The following is a 20,983-nucleotide window of genomic DNA, read 5'->3' on the forward strand; positions in this document are numbered from 1 at the left end:
TTTAGTAAGCAATAATAATCTTTTTTCTATATTAATTATTCTTCAATAAGATTTTTCATAATTTTAGCGTATAATTTAAACTTCTCAAAATCTTCTTTATCTTAATATTTTTTTGCTTTATCTATTCTTTTATTTATTTTATTAATTAAAAAAATTTTTCTTCTAGAGATTCTCTTTTAATCATTTCTAAAATTTATTTTCATCATCTCTTAAATTATAATCTTTTTCATAATTTTCTTTTTTTATTTCTTGTTCAATTTTTATTAATAGGTTTCGTATAAATCGAATAAATCTTCTATTGAATAATTTTTATCAAATTTTTTTCATATTATTATTTTTTAAAATTAAGAAAGTTCTTTCTCTATTTCTTTTAACTTTTCATACCTACTCCATACTTGCTCTACATATTTATCTTGTTCTGGGTATTTTGGATTACATTTCCAACCATTATATCCTCTTAAAGCAGCTTGCCATCCATAATATATCTTTGATCTATATTCCTCGCTGCATGCATTACTAAATTGTTTTCCATTTTTATATGCATCATACATTTCCTTCAAAATTGCTGTTCCTATTTTTATATTTATTTCAGTATCTTTCAATTCTTCTTTAGATTTCAAATTAAATTTATCTTTCCATTTATTAAAACTAATTTGCATTAAACCATAAGAAGAACCGATAGAAACATCTTTTTTACATTCGGATTCTTGTATTATTACTGCAAGTGTTAATAAAGGATCAATTCCATTTTCTTTTGAATATTTTAATATATTTTCAGAAATATCTTCACAATAATCAACACATTTACATTTTTTATTATCACCATCTATTCCATAGTTCTTTACATTTTCTATTATTTTTTTAATTCTTTCTTTTTCTTCATTAGATATTTCGTTTTCTTCTTCTGAAGAAGAAGTTTTTTTCTTATTAGAACAAAAATAATCCCTATAAATTCCTGAATAATCAATAATTCTTAAACTATAAAAATATAATAGATTTTTATCTTTTATTTCTCCTTGGCTTAGTTTATATTTAAATATATAAATTATACAAAAAGCTTTTTGGTATTCATCTTTTAAATTAGAGCATTGGTTATATAAGTAATAACTATTTTTTCCTTCAAAAGCACTTTTTAATTCAGAAGATAACAGTGATAATTGTGAATCTGGTCCTTTGTTAATTGTGTTTTTATAACCAGCAAAATGTGTATCATTTTTAATATATATTGCTTTATTTTTGTTGCTTTTTTCTAAATCTAATTGATAACCCATCTTAGATTCTGCTGAAACAATAGCAGCTAATAAAGCTTTAAAAGATTCTTCATCAAAACCTTCTGGAAGATTTTTCTTTGCATATTTATTAAAATATTCTTTATACTCTTCATATCTTTTTTTATATACAGAATTAAGTTCATAATTACTTTTACATCCTTCACTACATTTTAAACAAAATTTTTTTTCTTTATTTTGTGTTGTAGAAGAAATTGCATAACCAACAATAACATTATTTGTAATATAATTATAATCTGGTTCTAATGGATAATAAAGAGGTTCTTCTTCTAAAAAGCATTTTTCTTGAATATATAGGTTATATACACTTTCTAAATCTTTTTTAATTAAATCTAAATTTTTTAATTCTTTTTCATAATCTTTTATTAAATTTAAATTTCCTATGATATCAAAATATCCTATTTGAACATCCTCTACAAAGAAATCTGTTCCTAAAAATTTTCTATCTAAATATAAGTCTCCAGCAGGATAATTAAAGTATAATCCAGTTTCTTTTCTTGATTTCAATATTTTTATTTTTTCACCATTATTCTTTTCATCTTCATAAGATAATTGATTATTGTCTAGGCTTGTTTGGCCATTCTGACTTTTGCCTTCTTTTATATCTTCTGCAATAACGCTAACTATTTTTCTTAAAGTATACTTTTTATATTCTTCTTTTACTAAATTTTCATATATTTTATATGTATTATATAATAATTCTGCTTTTCTATTGTCTAAAGAAGATTTTTGCAAGAATTCTTTTAATTTTTGTAAATAATCATTAGAAGGTTCTTTTGATTTATCTTTTTCTTTTAATTCTTTATAATTTTGTTCTTCATTAAAAACTATTCCTTCTTGTTGTTTTAATTTTTCAAAAACTTCCTTTTCATATTCTTGTAAGGTTTTTATTGTTTGATTTCTTAGTTCTATGTTTTGTATAGCGTTTTTTACAGATTCTGTGTCAAGCCAGCATTTTATGTTCTTACTTTTATCACACCAGCCTACAGCAATCCATCTTCCTTCTTTTGAAGCACTAGAATAAATATCTTTAGAAGGTTCTCCTGTAGAACAAACTCTTATTATTCCTATATTTGAAATATCAGGATTAGTATAAGATGAAATTCCTTCTTGTAAATTTAAATTAGCTAAACTATAATAACTTGAAGTTCCATAAACACATTCTTCTTCTGAATTAATCTCTTTATTTTTAACTTGTTGTTCTACATATTTATCTTTTAAATAATTTATTGTAAAATCTGTTGTCACTTGCTTAAAACCACATTTTTCTTGGTTATTTATTTTTACACATAATTCATCATATCCAGCTGGTCCTAAGAAATCTTTCGTCTCAGAAGCATATTCTCCTTGCTTTACGTATCCTGTTGTTACTAACATGGTTTCTTTTAAATTAAAGAATTGTGTTGATGCAGAAGTTGCCTTTAAGTAAATAGAATAATAAACTCCTGAATCTTTTCCTGCATAAATATGATAATAAACTTTATAATGTGTTGTTTCTGTTGTTGTAACATCTGTATAAGGTATTTGATCTAAAGTAGCATAAAATTGTACAGGACTTGGTGGTTCTGCCAATTTATCAAAAACATCTGAAACAGAAGGATAATTAGCAGAAATAAAACTTTTGCATATCTCTGTTTGTATATTTTTTGTTGTTCTTTCTTTAAACGCTTGCATAACATTTATTCCATAATAATTAGTGAAATAATTAAAAGAATTTTCCATATTTTTCCATGCGTCATTTATGGTTAGATATTCTCCTCCACCATAAGATGTTGATTTTCCTGCTAATAATCCTAAGAATTTAGGAAAACCATATCTTAAAAGAGGAACTAGTTGTCTCCATGTTAAATCACATAAATAAATACTGTATATTTCATCACACATCCCTACCATTCTTCCTGTATTTAAATTTTCTTGTAAACAATCCCTATGTGCTTTTAATAAAGAAGAATATGCTTGTAATCCTGCATTAACTCCTGTCAAACATACAGGAACTAAAACCTTTCCTTCAGAAGGAGAACCAAAATTAGGTAAACACAAAACTAAACTTCCTATTATTCCTTCTTGGATAACATTTTGTGTTGGCCATGTTCCACCTAAATTACATCTTGAAGCAGGACACATAACAGGATCACAGACATTAAATAATATAGCACAATCTTCAACAGACATATAATCATAGCAGTTCCCATTTGGAATATTTACAGCTCTTTCAAAAACAAAATAATTTCCATCAATGATTATACCTTTTTCTCCATTTAGATAAGCTTTTGATACTTTTTCTACTGTATTTATTCCTTTTATTATTAATTGTTTTGCTTCATTTTGACTTAATGCACATGGTAATTGATCTAATGGCTGATTTGAGTTCATGTCTATTCTCGTACATATATCATCACCACCAGATTCAAATTCTTCTTTTCCATTAGATCCAACATTACATAAATAAAATGTTGATAACATTCCTGAACTTGAATAAGGTTTAGAAGAAGTTGCTCCTAAAAAAGATAAAGAAGGTTTTGTTGCAATATACCAACCTTGCTTTAAATCAAAAGGAACTAATTTAGGCATTCCTTTAAATGGCTCTGTATCATAAACAGCAATTTTTTTGTTTATTATTTGATAAGTATTTTTACACTCTCCTGAAGAAACAAAAATTATATCTTTTATATCATTATACTTTAATTTTTCACAACTTGTATTTATTGAAGATAATTCGCCATTATTAAATTCATTTGAATTAATAATATATTCGCTACTTCCTTCACCTAGCAATCTCACAGGAACAGCATATAAACAATTATTTTTTACAATTGTTACATATTTACTTTCATTTTTTTCTATTATCTTTGCATTAATTTTTCTAGCATTATCAGACAAAAATATAGGTATTGCTCCTTTATAACCAACGTTTTCAAATTCTTTTGAAATACTATTTTCTCTTTCATCATTTTCTTTTAATTTTTTTATTTGCTCAACCAAAGAATTAATTTTATTCTCTTCTAAAGGAATACTAGCATTTTTTGTTTTTGAATAAAAAATAATTTCTCTCATATCATAAACTGTTAAATATCCTTTTTCTATTAAATCATTAATAGTATTTATTGAATTAAAGGTTTGATTTAGGTTATTATCATTTTTTATTTCTTGATAGAAATATTGTGTTAAATTTTTAGCAATTTCTTTTTGGGTATTTCCTGAAGATTGTGCTGATTCTATCTTTTGATTTATTTCATTTATTATTTCTGTAACTTTTTCAACATCTTTATTTATTTTATCTTTATTTTTATAAAAACACTCATCTAAACTTTTGTGTTCTCCTTTTACAACTAATTCTGCACATCTTTCATTCCAACCTCCCTTTGAAGTCATAACATATGTTCTTGCTGTTGCTTTTCCTCCTATGTTTGCAAACATATTTTTTATGTTTAATATAGTAGCTGTAGCAATACAAGTCTTTGTCCATGTTTTAACAACATTGTTTAAGTTATTAGAAATTTTTTCAACTTGCTCTAATGTTTTATTTATATTTTCTATTCTTTCTTTTGTTTTTTCTGGTGTTAATTTTATTGCTCTTTTTTCTATTCCTATAGAAACAGCAAAATTGGTTTCGGTTCTTCCAAAATTTGTTTTAGGAATTAATTTTATTTTTGCTAGATAATTTGCATTTATATCAACTAATTTTATTTTTATATTTCCTTCTTGTATAAGTTTTGGATTTTGTTCATTTAAATTTACTTTTATTTCTTTTTCTATCCACTCATTTTCTTTCGTTTTGTATTTATAAGAAATTTTTGCAGATTCTTTTTCTATACTTCCTAATATAATAGAAATATTTTCATCCTGATAAATAATTTCTCCTAATCCAACTAACCCGATATCTGTATATGATTTTTTTATTCTTCCTTCATTATCATAAATATCAAATTTTGCGCTTACTTCTTCTTTATTAGGATATTTTATGTTTTTCAATGTTATAAGATGCGTTTCTCCTTGGTGTTCAAAAAATAAACTTGATGAAGAAAAATCTAATAAAGAAGATTTCGCTATTTCATCTTGGACTTTATTTACCAATTTAGAATCTGAATATTGATCTATTAATTTATTCAATAATTCTATTTGTGTTTTTTGCTTTCCAATAATTTTCGCTGTTTCTGCTAATTCATATAAAGCTAGTGCCCCATAATATTCTCCTGCATATTCTCCTGCATCTATTTTTTCCTTTCCATAATCCTTAACGATTATGTCAACATAATCCTTTGCTTTTGAAAAATAATCATTAATATTATTTGTATTTTCTTCATAATCTGCTTTTTCTATTATGACTGGTTCATTAAAGGTATAACTTTCTTCTGTTTTTGATTTTTCTATTATAAGGATATTATTCTGTTGAATTCCTAATTCTGTTGCTGTATCTTTTTTTATTGCTTCTTTAAATTTTTCCCATTCTAACTTTGTTTTTGAATTTATTCCTTTTTTTATTGATTCGAGTTTTTCTGTTTTTATTTTTCCATCTTTTATATTAATATCAGAAACATTTTTTGCTATAACTATAAATTCTTTTTGTTGGTTATTTTCTTTTTTTATTCCATAATATAATAGAAAATCCTTTTCTTTTAAATTCTGGCCAATTTTCTTTTCTTCATTATTTATTTTAACATAATTTGAAAATCCTATAGATAAAAAATAATTTTTTCCTGCACATCTTAATTCTATTTGATTTAAGTTTCTATCAATTTTATTAATTGTACATTCTCCTACTTTTTCATTTTCATATACCCATGTTTCAATACCATCATATTCTATTAGAGCCCTTTCTTTTGGTAATTCCTGGTCGATATATTTTATAATTAATCCTGCTTTACAATAAAAACCTGGAATATATATTATAGAAGATTCCTTTCCTTTATCTAAAGTTATTTTTTTATAGACATTGCTTTTATCAGAATATATAGAAACCATTGCTTTATTTTCATTAATATCTTCCAATCTTAAATAACCCTTTCCCTTCCAAAAACCATAATTAGTATATTCTGAATTCCATTCTTCATTTTCTAATAAAGGTAAATAATAAGTGTTATCTTTTCCTATACCTAAAGCATTTTCTACATCATATTCTATTATTGCTGTTAAACTAGCATTAACTTCATTTGGCATATCCTTTTCTGATTTCTGTTTTTTTAAGTTAATAACCACATATCCTAAATCTGTAAAAATTGGATTAGTTATTGTATTAGTAGTAGCACCTATAGAGGATTTAGAAGGAAAATAACTTGCTCCAGCTATTATATTACTTTGATTATTAACTTTTATTCTTACACTTTTTATCTTATCTGTCTTTATTAAAGGATTTATTTTTGTTGCAACAATCTTACAAAAAACAGGAACATTTTGCTCTTCTAATAAATCACTTCTCACAACAGAAGGCATGCAACTTCCAGGAACAACATTAACAATAAAATCTTGGGTAGCTTCACATTTTTCTGTATCTCCATAATAAGGCCAAACTTCTTTGTAATCAAAACCGATTTTAGAATAATAATTTATTAAATCTGGTTGAGAAAATTCTACTTGATTTGGATTAGAAAGAGAATATGCTTTTATTAAGTCTATATTTAAAAAAACGAATAGAAGTACAAATAAATAAATTAATATCTTATTTTCTGTATTCTTTCTTTCTCTTTCTTTATCATAATTACATTTCATTTTGCTTCTAAATTTAAAGGATTGCTTTCTATTATATAATAAATTTCTTGTAATTCTTCTAAATTAGACGGCACTTTTAAAGAACCTACATCTATTTTTATTCTTCCTGCTTCTAATTCTGATTCTGTTACATATTGATTTAATTTTCCTCCCCCAATTACAACATTGTTTATTGTTTGGGCAGGAATTACAACATCATAACATTCTTTTTTTGTTATTCCGAAAATTCCTCCTATAACACTAGAAGGAACTTCTACACATTTTTCTGTTTTTGATTCTGGTATATTTATACTTGTATTTTTATAAACATAAACAGTTATATTATACATTCCTTCTGTTAAATTAAAAGATTTTTGATATGGATAATAAATAACAGTATTTTCTTCATTAGAAACAAAATAGATTATAGCGTTATCAGTTATATCTTTATTATTTGATTCTATTTTTAAATTGACTGGATATTTCTTTCTTAGCATAATATAAGCTTCATCTTCTTCGTTAGTAGAAATAATATCACTAGAATCACCATAACCTTCTGCTTTTGCAGTTAATATTCCATTTATACAATTAGGAACTTTTGTTTCTAATATAGCATCTATTCCTTTTATTTTTGTTTTTCCTAAATCGCATATTTCATTTAAACACTTAAAAGAAATATCTGCTTCTACTGGATTTAAATTAGAATCATAAGTATAAACTTTTAAATCTTGTGTTCTATATTTACATATTTGTTCCTCTAAAATAATATTTTCCGCTTCTTTAATAGCTTCTTTTGGATTATTTCCTTTTATTATTACAAGTATAGGAAATTGAAAAAATTCTTCTTCATTATAAATTTGTATTAAAACAGGAAAGGTTAAGTCATAAACATAATGATAATTAAGAATACAAAAACCTAATAAACCCATTCCTTGCTGTAAACCTATAGGCTCTGCTATAAGCATATTATTTTTTGAATTTTTATTTTCTAATTTAGTTATCCATTCTTTTGAATAAAGTATTCTAAAATCATTTTTAGTATTAATATTAATTGTAAAATATTTATCAAGTTCTTTATTTTCTCTTTTTATATTACTTCCTTTTATGAAAATGAAATTATTTTCTATTGCAAGTTTTATTTCACTAGTTATATTGTCTAAATTCCATACTTTCGGGGAACAAGAAAATTCTATTCCATTGACAGGAGCATAACTATACAAAATGTCTAAAGTATAATTTTCTAAAAAAGATTCTTCTTTTTCCTTATTATAAATTTTTAAAGCATCTTCATAAAAATTGCCAAGGTTAGAATTTATGTTTTTTTTATGGGAAGAAATTTTTATTGTTTTATCTTCTCTTGAAATAATTAAATCTGCTTGTAAAGTTATTTCTATTTTATTATTTAAAATTTTTACTTCGGTTTTTGATTTATTTAAAGATATTTTAAAATCTTTTTCTTCAAATTCCGAAAAATCACATTTTAAATTTTCATCAATAAAATTAGCGAGTTGTTCTTCCATGTTCTTTTTAGATGGCACTTGTGTTTTAATTAAATTTCCTGCAGATACATAATACCAATAAGGAATTCCTGTTCCTGAATAATCTAACATATTTGAAAAAGGAATATTTTTATTTCCTGGTTCAAATTTCGGTAATTCAATATAACCCCCTTGAATTTCTAAAGTATTTATTCCAATTTTTGCTGTTTCTTCTATACAAGATAAATATTTATCTTCTACTTGCTGAAAATCGCTAGGAATTATAAATGAAGTTTTATTTTTTATCAAAAGAAAAGTTGTAATTCCTGCAACAAGTAAAATACCAACAATGACAAAAATTGTTAATTGTCCCCTTTTTGATTTTTTTAACATTAAAAAAATAATAAATATATGTATATAAATTTTGTTAAACTATGTCATATAATTATTTATTTTTAAAATTTTCTTTTTTAATAAAGAGATGGGCCCACAAGGAATCGAACCTTGAACCTCTTCCACGTCAAGGAAGCGTTCTGCCATTGAACTATAGGCCCTTTTTATTTACAAAATATAAAGATTTAAAAATATATATAAATTTTATTTTTATTAATTAAAGTTTTTAAAAATGAAAAAACCAAAAAAAATTAATAGATATTGCCCTTATTGTAATAAAAAAACAGAACATAAAGTTATTTTAATTAGCTCTGGCCATAAAAGAGGTGCAATGAAAAGAGGAGCAATAGAAAGAGCTAGAAAACGTGGTTTAGGTAGAGGATATGGTAATTTAGGAAAATATGGTTCTAAGCCAGCTGTAACAAAATTTAAAAGAAAAACAAAATCAACAAAAAAAACAAATTTTATGTATACTTGTACTATTTGTAACAAAAGTCATTACCAAAAAAAAGGAAAAAGATCTGGAAAAATACAAGTAGGAGAAGGAGGAAAATAAAAAAATGGCGCAAAAAATAAAATTCATAAAAATAAAACTTCCGCTTCTAAATGAAGAAGTTTTTATTATTAATAGAGAAAGATTTAATAACGTTTCTTTAAAATTAGATATAACAAGAAAATTGAAAGGGAAAGGATGTGAGATAATTTTTAAAATAGATTCTGTAAAAGATGGATTAAAAATAGATCCTAAGAGAATTCGTATATATGGCTTTTTTATAAGGAGGTTAATAAGAAAAGGTACAGATTACGTTGAAGATTCTTTTGATGCAAAATGTAAAAATGCGGATTTAAGAGTAAAGCCTTTATTAATAACTAGAAGAAAAGTTCATAAAAATGTTAAAAAATCTTTAAGAAAAAAAGTAAAAGAAGAAATAATAAATTATTTTAAAGATAAAAATTATGAGGAAATATTTTCTGATTTATTAAAAGATAATTTTCAAAAAAATTTGAGCAAAAGATTAAGAAAAATTTATCCTTTATCTTTTTGTGATATAAGAGATGTATATGTAAAATAAATTAAAAAATTTTATAAATAAAAATATTCTGTATAAATTATGCCTGTGTAGCTCAGTGGTAGAGCGGCTGCCTTGTAAGCAGTAGGTCGCAGGTTCAATCCCTGCCACAGGCTTTTTTATTTATTAATTAAAGTAGTATTGGCATGTAAAATAATATCTTATTATATCAATAAAGAATAAATATATAAAAAATTTAGTCTTATCTATTCCCTAATCCTCATTTTCATTCTGTTTTTTTCTCTATAAAATAATTTTATTCTACTTCCTCTACCTTTCCTGCTTCAATTAAAATTTTTGCTATTTCTACTGGAATATTTGCAATTTCTCCTTTAGTAAAAGGTCCGAGTTTTTCTCCTTCTTCTGTTAAAAATTCTCCAACTTCTTCTTTAAATAAAACAAAAATATTCTTTTTGGTTTCTTTTTTTTCTTTATTATTTATTAATTCTTTAATTTTTTTATTTTCTTCTTCTATCGCTTTAACAATACTATCAAACATTTCTTTTTCAAAATCTAACATGCTTTCATAATCTCTTTTACTTATTCCTGTCTCGACTGCAATAAAAGCCAAATTAAGTATTTTCTTTTTTCTTCTATTCATTAATTCTTTAAAGATAGAAATAGCACTCTCTAATTGTTTTTTTGTTTTTATTATTTGCTCTGAAAATATATCATCACTTTTTTCAGTTAATTTAGATTTTTCTTCAAAGTATTCATAAACTTCCTGTATAAAATTTTTTTGTAATGTTTGTAGCTGTTCGGAATATTTTTCTTTTCTTGCTATTTCTAAAAGATCATTAAAAGTTATCATTTTATTAATTTAATAAATTATGTAAATCCTGTTTTTTTTAATAATTCTTTTCCATATAGTTTTCCTAAATCTCCTTTTTTTGAATCTTTTTCTGTGAATCTTTGTTCTTTTTCTATTTGTATTTCTTTATTATAATATAAAACAGGCACCGCATCATCAGAATGGCCTCTTAAAGAACATGGTGTTGAATGATCTGCTGTAACTAATAATTTAACATTAAATTTATTTAAAAATTTAACAATATAGGAAAAAAAGTTTTTATCTAAAATCTCAATCATTGCTTTTTTTTCTAATGGCTTATTGTCATGACCAGGAACATCTATTTCCTTAAAATGAATATATAAATAATCATATTTCTTAAATTGTTTTTTTATTACCTTTATTGCATAATTACATGCTATTTTTAAAGCATTATTTAAATTTTCATAAACATCATAACTTTTTAATTCAGGATAACTAAATGTAAATGGTATAATGTTTAAAGCCTTGCTTATTCCAATTTCTAATGGCATATAAACCATAGATGCCCATTTTTTTAATTTTTTTACATTAGGTAAATCAATAGAAGCGTCTCTTGTTAAAATTATATTTGCAGGCAGTAATCCTTTCTTTTTTCTTTCTTTGTTAATAAGATGTTCTTCTAATACCTTATGAGATTTTTCTATAAAATCATTTACTATGTTTGCTGTAAAATGAGTTATATCTTCTTCATCTAATGGCATAGAAAATTTAAATTTATTTGATAGTTGAGATTTTCCTTCTTTATGATATGCGGGATCTGTATTTGTTATATTATCAGAAAAACCTCCTTTTAATACTAAAACTCCTCTATGCTGAATAGTTGGTTTAAAAATAAATTTACACTGCAACTTTACTTTTTTATTTATTTCTTTTGCTAAAATTAAAGCTTCTTTTGTTGTTAAATTTCTTCCCGCTCTTCTATCTACTATCTCTTTATTTTCTAAATTATCTATAGTTGCAAAATTAGTTCTTATTGCTAAATCACCATGTTTTATCTCTATATCAGAACCTAAAGCTTCTAAGCTTCCTCTATAACCAACATAATAATCGCAACCAAACAAAGAAAGAATAGCAGAATCTGACTCAGGAACAACCCCTTCTTTTATGCTATACATATATCCTAATTTGCTCTTTCTTGCTATAATATCTAAATTAGGAGTTCTAGCTGCTTCTAATGGAGTTTTATTATTTAATAAAATACAAGGTAAATCTCCTAAACCATCTATTATTATAAATATTCCTTTCATATATATTTTAATTAAAATAACTATATAAATGTTTTTTTATTTTATTATATAAATGATATTTAAAGAGAAATAAATTTTATTTTATTAACAAAAGTATTTTAAATAAAAAAATTCTATTTTTATAATGTTTAATAAATTTAAAGAGAAATTAAAAAACTTTTTTTCAAAAGTAAGAAAAGAAGAGAAAGAAGAAAAAACTTTAATTATCGACGAGAAAGAAGAAAAGAAAGAGAAGGAAATAATAAAAAAAGAAGAAAAAGAGATAGGAGAAAAAATATTTCAAGATATAGAAAAAGAAGATAAAAAAACGGGTATTTTTACTAAGTTTAAGGAAAGATTCAAAAGAAAAATAACAGAAGAAAAATTTGATATTATTTGGCAAAATTTAGAAGAAATTTTAATAGAAAATAATGTTGCTTTTTCTGTTGTAAGAAAAATAAAAGAAGATTTGAAAAAAAACTTAATAGAAAAAGAAATAAAAAAATCAATAGAGGAAGATATAAAAGAAGCTTTAAAAGAATCTATAAAAGGAATATTAAAAGAAGAAAAAGATATTATTGAAAAAATAAAAAACAGATTGAAAGAAAAAAAACCTTATGTTATTGTTTTTTTTGGTATTAATGGAACAGGAAAAACAACAACAATAGCAAAATTATCTTACTTATTACAAAAAAATAAATTATCTTGTGTTTTATCTGCTTCTGATACATTTAGAGCTGCCTCTATAGAACAACTATCTTATCATGCTTCTAAATTGAAAGTACCTATAATAAAATCATCTTATGGGGCAGATCCAGCTTCTGTTGCCTTTGATGCTATACAATATGCCAAAGCTCATAATATAGATGTTGTTTTGATTGATACAGCTGGAAGAATGCATACACAAACAAACTTAATAAGAGAAATGGAAAAAATAGTTAGAGTGTCTAAACCAGATTTAAAATTGTTTGTAGGAGAAGCAATAGCAGGAAATGATATTGTTGAGCAAGTTAAAATATTTGATAGCCATATTGGAATAGATGGAATAATATTAAGCAAAGCAGATGTTGACGAAAAAAGTGGTTCTGTTTTATCTGTAAGTTATATTACAAATAAACCAATATTATTTTTAGGAACAGGCCAAAAATATGATGATTTAGAAATCTTTGAAAAAGAAAAAATAATAAAAAGGATATTTGAATAAAAAATAAATATAAAGAATAAAAAGTTTTTAGAAAAATATTTTCTTTATAGAATAGAGAAAGATTATCTTATTGATTTTATTTATTTTATTAATCTAATAATATTTTTTAAATTAAATCCTTTAAATCCTATATTTACTTTTTTATTCCTTAAATATTAAAAGAAATAATATCTTTTTACTCTCTTTTTATCTTTTCTTTTTTTTAGGCTCTTCTTCCTTCTCTTCTTTGTTTTTCTTTTTTGCTTTTTTCTTAATATATCTTTCATTTAGGAAGAAAAATAGATAATTTTTTAAGTTCTAATTAGATATTTTTCCATATTTCTAAAACAACAAAACTTATAATACCTTCTAAATTTATATTAAAATGTTAAGCGGATTATCAAACACATTGAGAAAAATAAAAGACAAGATAGCAAATGCCATATTTCTAGATAGAAAAATAATAGAAGAAGCGGCAGAAGAACTAAAATATGCTTTAATAGAAGCAGATGTTGATTTAGATTTGGTTAAAGAAATAACAAACAAAATAAAAGAACAAGCAAAAGAAGAAAAAATTAAAAGCATAGAAAAAAAAGACCAGCTAATAAAATTCATTTATGATGAAATAATAAAAATTTTAGGAAAAGAAGAATACGAATTAAAATTAGAAAAAGGAAAATCACAAAAAATAATGTTTATAGGTTTGTATGGAAGCGGTAAAACTACTGTAATTGCTAAACTTGCAAACTATTATTCAAAAAGAGGATTTAAAGTATGTGTGTTAGGATTAGATGTGCATAGACCAGCAGCTCCTGAACAGCTCGAACAACTTTCTAAAAAAATAAATGTTTCTTGCTTTATAGACAAACAAGAAAAAAATCCTCTAACAATATATGAGAAATACAAAAATGATATAAAAAAATATGATTTGTGTTTTATAGATACAGCTGGTCGACACGACTTAGATTCTGAACTTATAAAAGAAATAAAGAAACTAGAAAAAACAATAATGCCAAATTATACTTTATTAGTAATTCCTGCTGATATAGGCCAAGCAGCAAAAAAGCAAGTTTTAGAATTCAAAAAATCCTGTACTATTCATGGAATCATAGTTAATAGAATGGATTCTTCTGCTAAAGGAGGTGGTGCACTAACAGCATCTTACTTAACAAATACAAGAGTTTATTTTATTGGAACTGGCGAACATATAGTAGATATAGAAAAATTTTCTCCTCAAAGTTTTGTTTCTCGTTTATTAGGAATGGGCGACTTAAAAACATTAATAGAAAAAATAGAAACAGCAACAGAAAAAAAAGAAATAAAAAAAGAAAAATTTACTTTATTGGATTTCTATAATCAAATAGAGAGTATGCAAAATTTAGGCCCTTTTTCTAAATTAACAGAAATGATACCGGGAATTTCTGCATTAAAAGAAAAATTGAAATCAGAAACTATAGATGAACAACAAGAAAAAACAAAGAGATGGAAATATGCAATACAAAGCATGACAAAAGCAGAAATAGAAAACCCTGAACTATTAGAAAAACAACCTTCTAGAATAACAAGAATAAGCAAAGGCAGCGGAGTAAAAACTTCTGAAATAAAAGAATTATTAACTCAATACAAAATGATAAAAGGATTTGCAAAAACAGAAAAAGAAATTGATATAGAAAAATTGCAAAAAGGACAAATACCTAGCGGCATATCAAGAAAACAATTAATGAAACTTGCTAAAAAATACAGAGGAAAAATTTAAAAAATAAAGTAAATTTATTATCACATGATTGAGTATAGTATTAGAAGAACTATTCAAATAATAATAAATTATTCATTATTATATTTACTTCCATTCGCTCTTGTTTTAATTTGTATAATTCTTTTTTTTAAGAATTATAAAAAATTTGACAGATGGATGAAAGTTACAGGGTCAATTCTAATATTTTTAATGTTTATTAATTGGGTGTTTTCATTAATTGAATGGATTAATTATAGATTAAATCCCAATAGCTATGGATATGAGTGTTGTGATTGGATAATTTTACTTTATTTTGCATTTGTAATTGGAATAAGTGTTTTTTTATTTTTATTTACCTTCTTTATTCATAAATTTATAAAAAGAAATATTAAAATAGCAAGAATTTTGTCTGTAATTTTTTCTTTAATTTCTTTTTATATATTTATTGTTTTTTATATTATTGATAAAAAGGAAATTAAGTGTCCTGATATTTATTTTTGTACTTTTAATTTTATAATTTATATCCTTCCAATTTTATTAATTTTCTATTCTTTTTTCTTAATATATCTTTCATTTAGGAAGAAAATACATTATTGAAAAAATAAAAAATGAAAAAAGAGAAAAAAAATAAAAAAATAGAAATTTCTAAGCTAAACAATAAGTTACATATTTCTTTACTCCAAGTGCTAAATCAAGTAGCATTTTATGATCTGATTCTGATATTTTTCCATCTGAATTTAGATCAATACAACAAATATTTGTTGTAGTTATAAATCTTCCGGAAAGAACATTTTCCATTATTACCGAATCAGATATATCAATTTTTCCATCTGAATTTAAATCTCCGATTCGCTGTCCTTTATAACAACTAACAACTTTAGTATCATTACGCCAAATATACAAAGTATCAACATATTTTATTAAATCACCAATAGTTAATTTGACAGGAGAAATCATATTATCAATCTCTTCTTTGGTGTATACCTCATATTTTCCAAGCGTATTTGCATTAACTCTTATTACATTTCCTGTTATCTTGTTTGTTATTAAAGTAACTGCAACTGATACTACAATAACTATTAGAATTATTGCCAAGATATTTAAATTGTTTTTTTCCATTGTTTTTTACCTCCTTTCAAATCTTTTTCTTTCAAAAATTAAACGATATATATATATATACTTTTCTATTCTTCTTTATTAAAATGACAGATGAAAAAATTCTTGCAAGAGGGGCAGAAGCAATTCTTATTAAAAAAGATAATTTGCTAATAAAAAGAAGAATAAAAAAATCTTATAGAATTCCAGAAATAGATGAAAGATTAAGAAAATTAAGAACAAGAGCAGAAGGAAGAATAATGAAAAAACTTTATGGAAAAATAAATATTCCTAAAATTATCTCTGATGATGAAAAAAATAAAGAGATAATTATGGAATATATAGAAGGAAAAAAATTATCAGAGCATTTAGATAACTTTTCTTTAGAAAGACAAAAAAAGATATGTGAAAAAATTGGAAATATAGTTGCAATACTACATGAAAATGATATTATTCATAATGATTTAACAACAAGCAACATGATATTAAAAAATAATAAAATTTATTTTATTGATTTTGGTTTATCTTTTTTCAGCAAAAGAATAGAGGATAAAGCAGTAGATTTGCATTTGTTTAAACAAGCTCTTGAATCAAAGCATTACAAAAATTTTGATTCTCTTTGGAATTCTTTTTTGCAAGGTTATAAAATTAATAAAGATTTTGAAAAAATAATGGAACAATTTAAAAAAGTAGAAAAAAGAGGAAGATACAAACATTGACCAAACTTAAATAATAAATTTAATATTAAAGGAAATTTTATAAACTAACTGTAATTAAAATATCTATAGCCCTGTCGTCCAGCGGTCAAGGATATGAGGCTTTGGACCTCAGGACCCAGGTTCGAATCCTGGCAGGGCTATAAATTACTTTTTAATAAAATAGAACTTTTATAATACAATAAAAATGCATAAAAAAATATTCTTAGAAAGTAATTAAAGATGCTAAAATAAAAATTAATTTTAAAAAAGGATTATCAAAATAAAAAAATTTGTCTTTATCCAGAGGACATTAGAAGAATTATTGTTAAATTAATAAAAATGAATTATAAAAAATATAAAACAAACATAGTAAGAATAAAAATTTCTTTAAAAAATAGCAATATCATAACATTTAAAAATGAAAAAAAATAAAAAAGAATATAAAAAATGGCAAGACAAAAAAAATTAGAAGTAGAAGATAAAATAGAAGAAAAAAAAGAAATTAAAGGAAAAAAAGAAATAGAAAAAATTATAATTGAATTAGCTAAATCTGGTCTTACAGCAGAAAAAATAGGATTAGTTTTAAAACAAAAATATAACATAAATAATGTAAAAAAAGAGACTGGAAAAAAAATTTCCCAGATTTTAAAAGAAAATAATTTATACATTGATCCTGATATTAAAAATCTTAAAGAAAAAAAAGAAAGATTAGAAAAACATATAGCAAAACATAAACATGATTATACAGCAAAAAGAATTTTACCAATAGTTGCATCAAAGGTAAAAAAATTAGAAAAAATTAAAGAAAAATAATTTTCTTTTTACTTTAAAATGAAGAATGAAATAAAAAATATAGCAAATATTTTTTTAGAAAAAATAAAAAATAGTAGAGCTTATATAATAACCCACTTTGATACCGATGGAATTACTTCTGCTGCTATATTTTCTCTTTTTCTGAAAAAAATTGATGTACCTTTTAAGATAAAAATAGTTCCTTATCTAGAAAAAGAATTTATAAAAAATTTAAATAAAGAAACTAAAGAAAAAGATATTATAATTTTTTTAGATTTAGGCAGCTCTTATATAGAAGAATTAGAAAACTTAAACAAAGATGTTTTTATTTTAGATCATCATGAAACTGAAAAAAGGAAAAAATACGAGAGGGTTTTTTTTATTAATCCCCATCTTTTCGGTCAAGAGCAAATAAGTGCTGCTGGTCTATGTTATTTTTTTTCAAAGGCATTAAATAAAGAAGATAAAGAAATGGCAAATCTTGCTGTTATAGGTATGGTTGGAGATGTCTTAGAAAGAGAGATAAGTAAAATGAATAATGAAATATTGAATGATGCTGAAGTAGTAATAAAAAAAGGATTAATGCTTTATCCTTCAACAAGGCCGATTAATAAAACTTTGGAATATTCAAACATATTTATACCAGGAGTTACAGGAGATTCTTTAGGTGTGATTAGATTATTAAATGAATGTGGAATAAAAAAAGAAAACGGATCTTATAAAACTTTACTAGAATTGAATAAAGAAGAAGTTTCTAAATTGATAACATCTATATTATTAAGAACAAATATAGAAGAAAAAGAATTAATAGGAAATATCTATTTAATAAAATTTTTTAATAAATTAAGTGATGCTAGAGATATAAGTTCAATGATAAATGCTTGTTCTAGATTAGGTTATAGTGAAACTGCTCTTTTGCTATGTTTACAAAAAGAAAAAGCTATAAAAAAAGCAGAAGAAATATATGCTAAATACAAACAAGAAATAATTAACGGCTTACAATTTATACAAGAAAATAAAATTGAAGGAAAAAATTATATTATAATAAATGCAAAAAGTAGAATAAGAAGTTCATTAATTGGAACAATAACAAGTATATTAATTCATTCTATAAGCAAAGAAAAAGATTTAATTATTGTTGGAATGGCTTACGATTCAAAAAATATTAAAGTTTCTGTAAGAGTCTCTAATGGATTAAAAGAAATAAATGCTAAAGAAATTTTAGAAAAAATTGTTAAAGTGGTTGGTGGCGAGTATGGCGGCCACAAAAAAGCTGCTGGTTGTATAATTAATAAAAATGATGAAGATAAATTTTTAGAAATTTTAAAGAAGAATCTTGAGATAGAAGTCATAAAGATTTAAATATAGAATAATTTTCTTTTCTTTATGGAAGAAAATGATCTTGTTATGTGTGTCGTAGAAAAAATAGAAGGAACAGCAGTATTTGTAAAAATAAATAACAACATAGATGGCACTATAAACTTTTCTGAAATTGCAGCTGGAAGAATAAGAAATATAAGAGATTACGTATTTCCTGGAAAAAGAATAGTATGTAAGGTATTAAGAATTAATCCAAATGGTGTAATAAATTTAAGTTTGAGAAGGGTAACAGAAAAAGAGAGAAAAGATTTTTTAGAAAAATATCAAAAGGAAAATGCTTCTATTAATATAATAAAAAAAATAGCTTTAAGTGAAGCTGATAAAATAATTTCTGAAATAAAAAAAGAAAATGAAAATATATATGAATTTTTACAAAAATCGAAAGAAAACCCTTCTCTTTTAGATAAATATTTTACAAAAGAACAAGCAAATGAAATATTAGAAATATTAAAAGAAAAAAAAGAAAAGGAAAAAGAGATAAAGAAAAATTTTTATCTTAAAACTAAAAGAAGTGACGGAATAGAAGTTATAAAAAAAATATTATTTCCTTATAAAGATTATATAATTTATTTAGGATCTTCTAAATTTAGAATAGCAAAAAAATCCTCTAATTACAAACAAACAGAAAAAGAAATAGATTCTATGTTAGAAAGTATAGAAAAAGAAGCAAAAAAAGAAAAATGCGAATTCTTAATTGAAAAATGAAGATGAAAAAATGTTTAAAATGTAATATTTATACTCTAAAGAATAATTGCCCAAAATGTAATAATAAAACTATATCTGCTCATTATAAATTTATAAAAATAATTATTAATGAATAAATTTATAAAGATGTATTAAAAAATTATTCTGGTTCTTCTAGACGGGGTATTTTTTTAATTTTTTCTTTTAATAAATTATATAACTTAATTCCTTTGGGGTAAAATTTCTTTTTATAATCTAAAGATAAATCTTTATATATATTTCTTACTTCTTCATATTTATTTTTAGCATCTTCTAATTCATTTTTCTTATAATGAATTATACTTTCATTCGTTAATTCATTTAACTTATTAATTAAGATTAAATTTCTTTTTCTTTCAATTTCTTCTCTTTCTTTTAGCTCATCTTTTAATTCTCCAACTGCGGTCTTCATTTTTAAACTTCTGATTCTTTCTGTCTTTTTTCTTCTGTTTCTTATTAGCAGTATTATAAGAATTAAAAAAATAAGGCCAATTAAAGCTAAGATTAAAATCCAAAAAGGATTCATAACAACATAAAAGTTATCATGACCAATTAAAGTTATATTATTATAGGTCATTAAAGTATTAAAAGTATATTCCCCTCTTTTTATATTGTCTGGCAAAGTTAATTCTTCTAACAATTCTAATTTTGTTTCTACCGCAACCCACTTGCTTTGACTTAAAATCTCTTCATTACTTCCTTTTTTTGTTATATAGCTTTTTACATAAACATCTACTCTTCCATAACCCATATTTATTAATTCTACTCTTGCTCTTACATCTTTTCCCGGATAAATTTTCTTGTATTGTGGTAATACCCTAACAACAACGTCAAATAAAGCTCCTGAAATAACATTTAGAGTAACTGGAATTTTTTTATCTTTTCCTTCTGTCATTATGGTTATATTTTCTTTATATATTCCAATATCTTTAGGTCCAATTATATCAAGAGAAACATTTTCCATTTCTTTATTTAAAAGATATAAAGAACTTGGAGCCTTTATATTTTCTGTGTCTGAAATAAAAAGAAGATTAATATCTTTTGATCCATTATTTATTATAGTTAAATTAAATTTCTTTAATTCTTTTTGTTTTAATTCTAAGTTTATTTCTTCTGGAATAACAAAATATAAGATTTCTTCTTTTTCTCTTTGTTTTTCTTTATTATCTCCAGCAGAACTTTCTCCACCACCTCCGCCAGAACCATATAGATAAACAAAACTCTGATTTTGAAATTTTCTATCAATAGATTCATTGCAAATTGGTGTGCAGCTTGTGCATAATCCGGTTTTAGGATCACATGTATTTTGACATGAACTTATGCTTCCATCAGGACATTTTATCTCGCTGTTATTACATTTTACATTTAAGCATAAATCTTTGCATGTATTTACTGGAGTGCAGC

At 23.9% G+C, this 20,983-nt stretch carries 16 protein-coding genes and 3 tRNA genes; 12 read left to right on the top strand and 7 right to left on the bottom strand.

The genetic code is table 11. The annotated features are described in order from the left end of the window. Positions 1 to 344: 344 nt before the first annotated feature. From QW117_00860 to QW117_00870, 3 genes are all read right to left on the bottom strand, one after another. Positions 345 to 6,995, bottom strand: a complete 6,651-nt coding sequence (locus QW117_00860; GenBank protein ID MEM3405508.1) for a transglycosylase SLT domain-containing protein — start codon at positions 6,993 to 6,995, stop codon at positions 345 to 347. Beyond that, positions 6,992 to 8,845: a hypothetical protein gene (locus QW117_00865; GenBank protein ID MEM3405509.1), complete on the bottom strand. Its 1,854-nt coding sequence runs from the start codon at positions 8,843 to 8,845 to the stop codon at positions 6,992 to 6,994. The genes QW117_00860 and QW117_00865 overlap by 4 nt, the downstream gene beginning before the upstream one ends. Before the next feature lie 89 nt (positions 8,846 to 8,934). Next, a tRNA-Val gene (locus QW117_00870) sits at positions 8,935 to 9,006 on the bottom strand. A gap of 71 nt (positions 9,007 to 9,077) precedes the next feature. On the opposite strand from QW117_00870, the gene rpl44e reads away from it, so the two are divergent. The 3 genes from rpl44e (at position 9,078) to QW117_00885 (ending at position 10,031) form a co-directional block, all read left to right on the top strand. After that, positions 9,078 to 9,401, top strand: coding sequence for a 50S ribosomal protein L44e (gene rpl44e / locus QW117_00875; GenBank protein ID MEM3405510.1), 324 nt, complete (start codon positions 9,078 to 9,080; stop codon positions 9,399 to 9,401). A 4-nt stretch (positions 9,402 to 9,405) separates the two neighbouring features. Beyond that, entirely contained in the window at positions 9,406 to 9,918 is a 513-nt protein-coding gene (locus QW117_00880; GenBank protein ID MEM3405511.1) for a hypothetical protein, read from the top strand. 41 nt (positions 9,919 to 9,959) lie between these two features. Beyond that, positions 9,960 to 10,031: transfer RNA gene (locus QW117_00885), tRNA-Thr, on the top strand. Positions 10,032 to 10,171: 140 nt separating this feature from the next. Here QW117_00885 and QW117_00890 read toward each other — a convergent pair. Both QW117_00890 and QW117_00895 read right to left on the bottom strand, forming a co-directional pair. Further along, positions 10,172 to 10,726, bottom strand: coding sequence for a hypothetical protein (locus tag QW117_00890; GenBank protein ID MEM3405512.1), 555 nt, complete (start codon positions 10,724 to 10,726; stop codon positions 10,172 to 10,174). 17 nt (positions 10,727 to 10,743) lie between these two features. Continuing rightward, the gene (locus QW117_00895; GenBank protein MEM3405513.1) at positions 10,744 to 11,994 is read right to left on the bottom strand and encodes an alkaline phosphatase family protein; all 1,251 of its coding nucleotides are present in this window, start codon (positions 11,992 to 11,994) and stop codon (positions 10,744 to 10,746) included. A gap of 124 nt (positions 11,995 to 12,118) precedes the next feature. On the opposite strand from QW117_00895, the gene ftsY reads away from it, so the two are divergent. From ftsY to QW117_00910, 3 genes are all read left to right on the top strand, one after another. Beyond that, positions 12,119 to 13,177, top strand: coding sequence for a signal recognition particle-docking protein FtsY (gene ftsY / locus QW117_00900; protein MEM3405514.1), 1,059 nt, complete (start codon positions 12,119 to 12,121; stop codon positions 13,175 to 13,177). A gap of 364 nt (positions 13,178 to 13,541) precedes the next feature. Beyond that, positions 13,542 to 14,912, top strand: coding sequence for a signal recognition particle receptor subunit alpha (locus QW117_00905; protein MEM3405515.1), 1,371 nt, complete (start codon positions 13,542 to 13,544; stop codon positions 14,910 to 14,912). A 24-nt stretch (positions 14,913 to 14,936) separates the two neighbouring features. Next, positions 14,937 to 15,488, top strand: a complete 552-nt coding sequence (locus QW117_00910; GenBank protein ID MEM3405516.1) for a hypothetical protein — start codon at positions 14,937 to 14,939, stop codon at positions 15,486 to 15,488. Positions 15,489 to 15,536: 48 nt separating this feature from the next. On the opposite strand, the gene QW117_00915 is transcribed toward QW117_00910, so the two are convergent. After that, on the bottom strand, positions 15,537 to 16,010 hold the full coding sequence (locus tag QW117_00915; GenBank protein ID MEM3405517.1) for a dockerin type I domain-containing protein: 474 nt from the start codon (positions 16,008 to 16,010) through the stop codon (positions 15,537 to 15,539). 83 nt (positions 16,011 to 16,093) lie between these two features. Here QW117_00915 and QW117_00920 point away from each other — a divergent pair, with 83 nt between their 5' ends. The 6 genes from QW117_00920 (at position 16,094) to QW117_00945 (ending at position 19,677) form a co-directional block, all read left to right on the top strand. Next, positions 16,094 to 16,705 carry a KEOPS complex kinase/ATPase Bud32 gene (locus QW117_00920; protein ID MEM3405518.1) on the top strand — a complete coding sequence of 204 codons (612 nt, stop codon included), beginning with the start codon at positions 16,094 to 16,096 and terminating at the stop codon, positions 16,703 to 16,705. A gap of 67 nt (positions 16,706 to 16,772) precedes the next feature. After that, positions 16,773 to 16,845, top strand: a tRNA-Gln gene (locus QW117_00925). A 286-nt stretch (positions 16,846 to 17,131) separates the two neighbouring features. After that, on the top strand, positions 17,132 to 17,497 hold the full coding sequence (locus tag QW117_00930) for a hypothetical protein (GenBank protein MEM3405519.1): 366 nt from the start codon (positions 17,132 to 17,134) through the stop codon (positions 17,495 to 17,497). Between the two features lie 18 nt (positions 17,498 to 17,515). Next, on the top strand, positions 17,516 to 18,838 hold the full coding sequence (locus tag QW117_00935) for a DHH family phosphoesterase (GenBank protein ID MEM3405520.1): 1,323 nt from the start codon (positions 17,516 to 17,518) through the stop codon (positions 18,836 to 18,838). 24 nt (positions 18,839 to 18,862) lie between these two features. Beyond that, positions 18,863 to 19,561, top strand: coding sequence for a S1 RNA-binding domain-containing protein (locus QW117_00940; GenBank protein ID MEM3405521.1), 699 nt, complete (start codon positions 18,863 to 18,865; stop codon positions 19,559 to 19,561). Further along, positions 19,558 to 19,677 carry a nucleolar RNA-binding Nop10p family protein gene (locus tag QW117_00945; protein ID MEM3405522.1) on the top strand — a complete coding sequence of 40 codons (120 nt, stop codon included), beginning with the start codon at positions 19,558 to 19,560 and terminating at the stop codon, positions 19,675 to 19,677. The genes QW117_00940 and QW117_00945 overlap by 4 nt, the downstream gene beginning before the upstream one ends. A 23-nt stretch (positions 19,678 to 19,700) precedes the next feature. Here the strand turns inward: QW117_00945 and QW117_00950 are convergent. Next, positions 19,701 to 20,983, bottom strand: a 1,283-nt coding sequence (locus tag QW117_00950; protein MEM3405523.1) for a hypothetical protein, incomplete at its 5' end; no start/stop codon positions are given.

The sequence above is a fragment of the Candidatus Pacearchaeota archaeon genome (assembly GCA_038874355.1).
Taxonomy (GTDB): domain Archaea; phylum Nanobdellota; class Nanobdellia; order Pacearchaeales; family GW2011-AR1; genus JAVZCO01.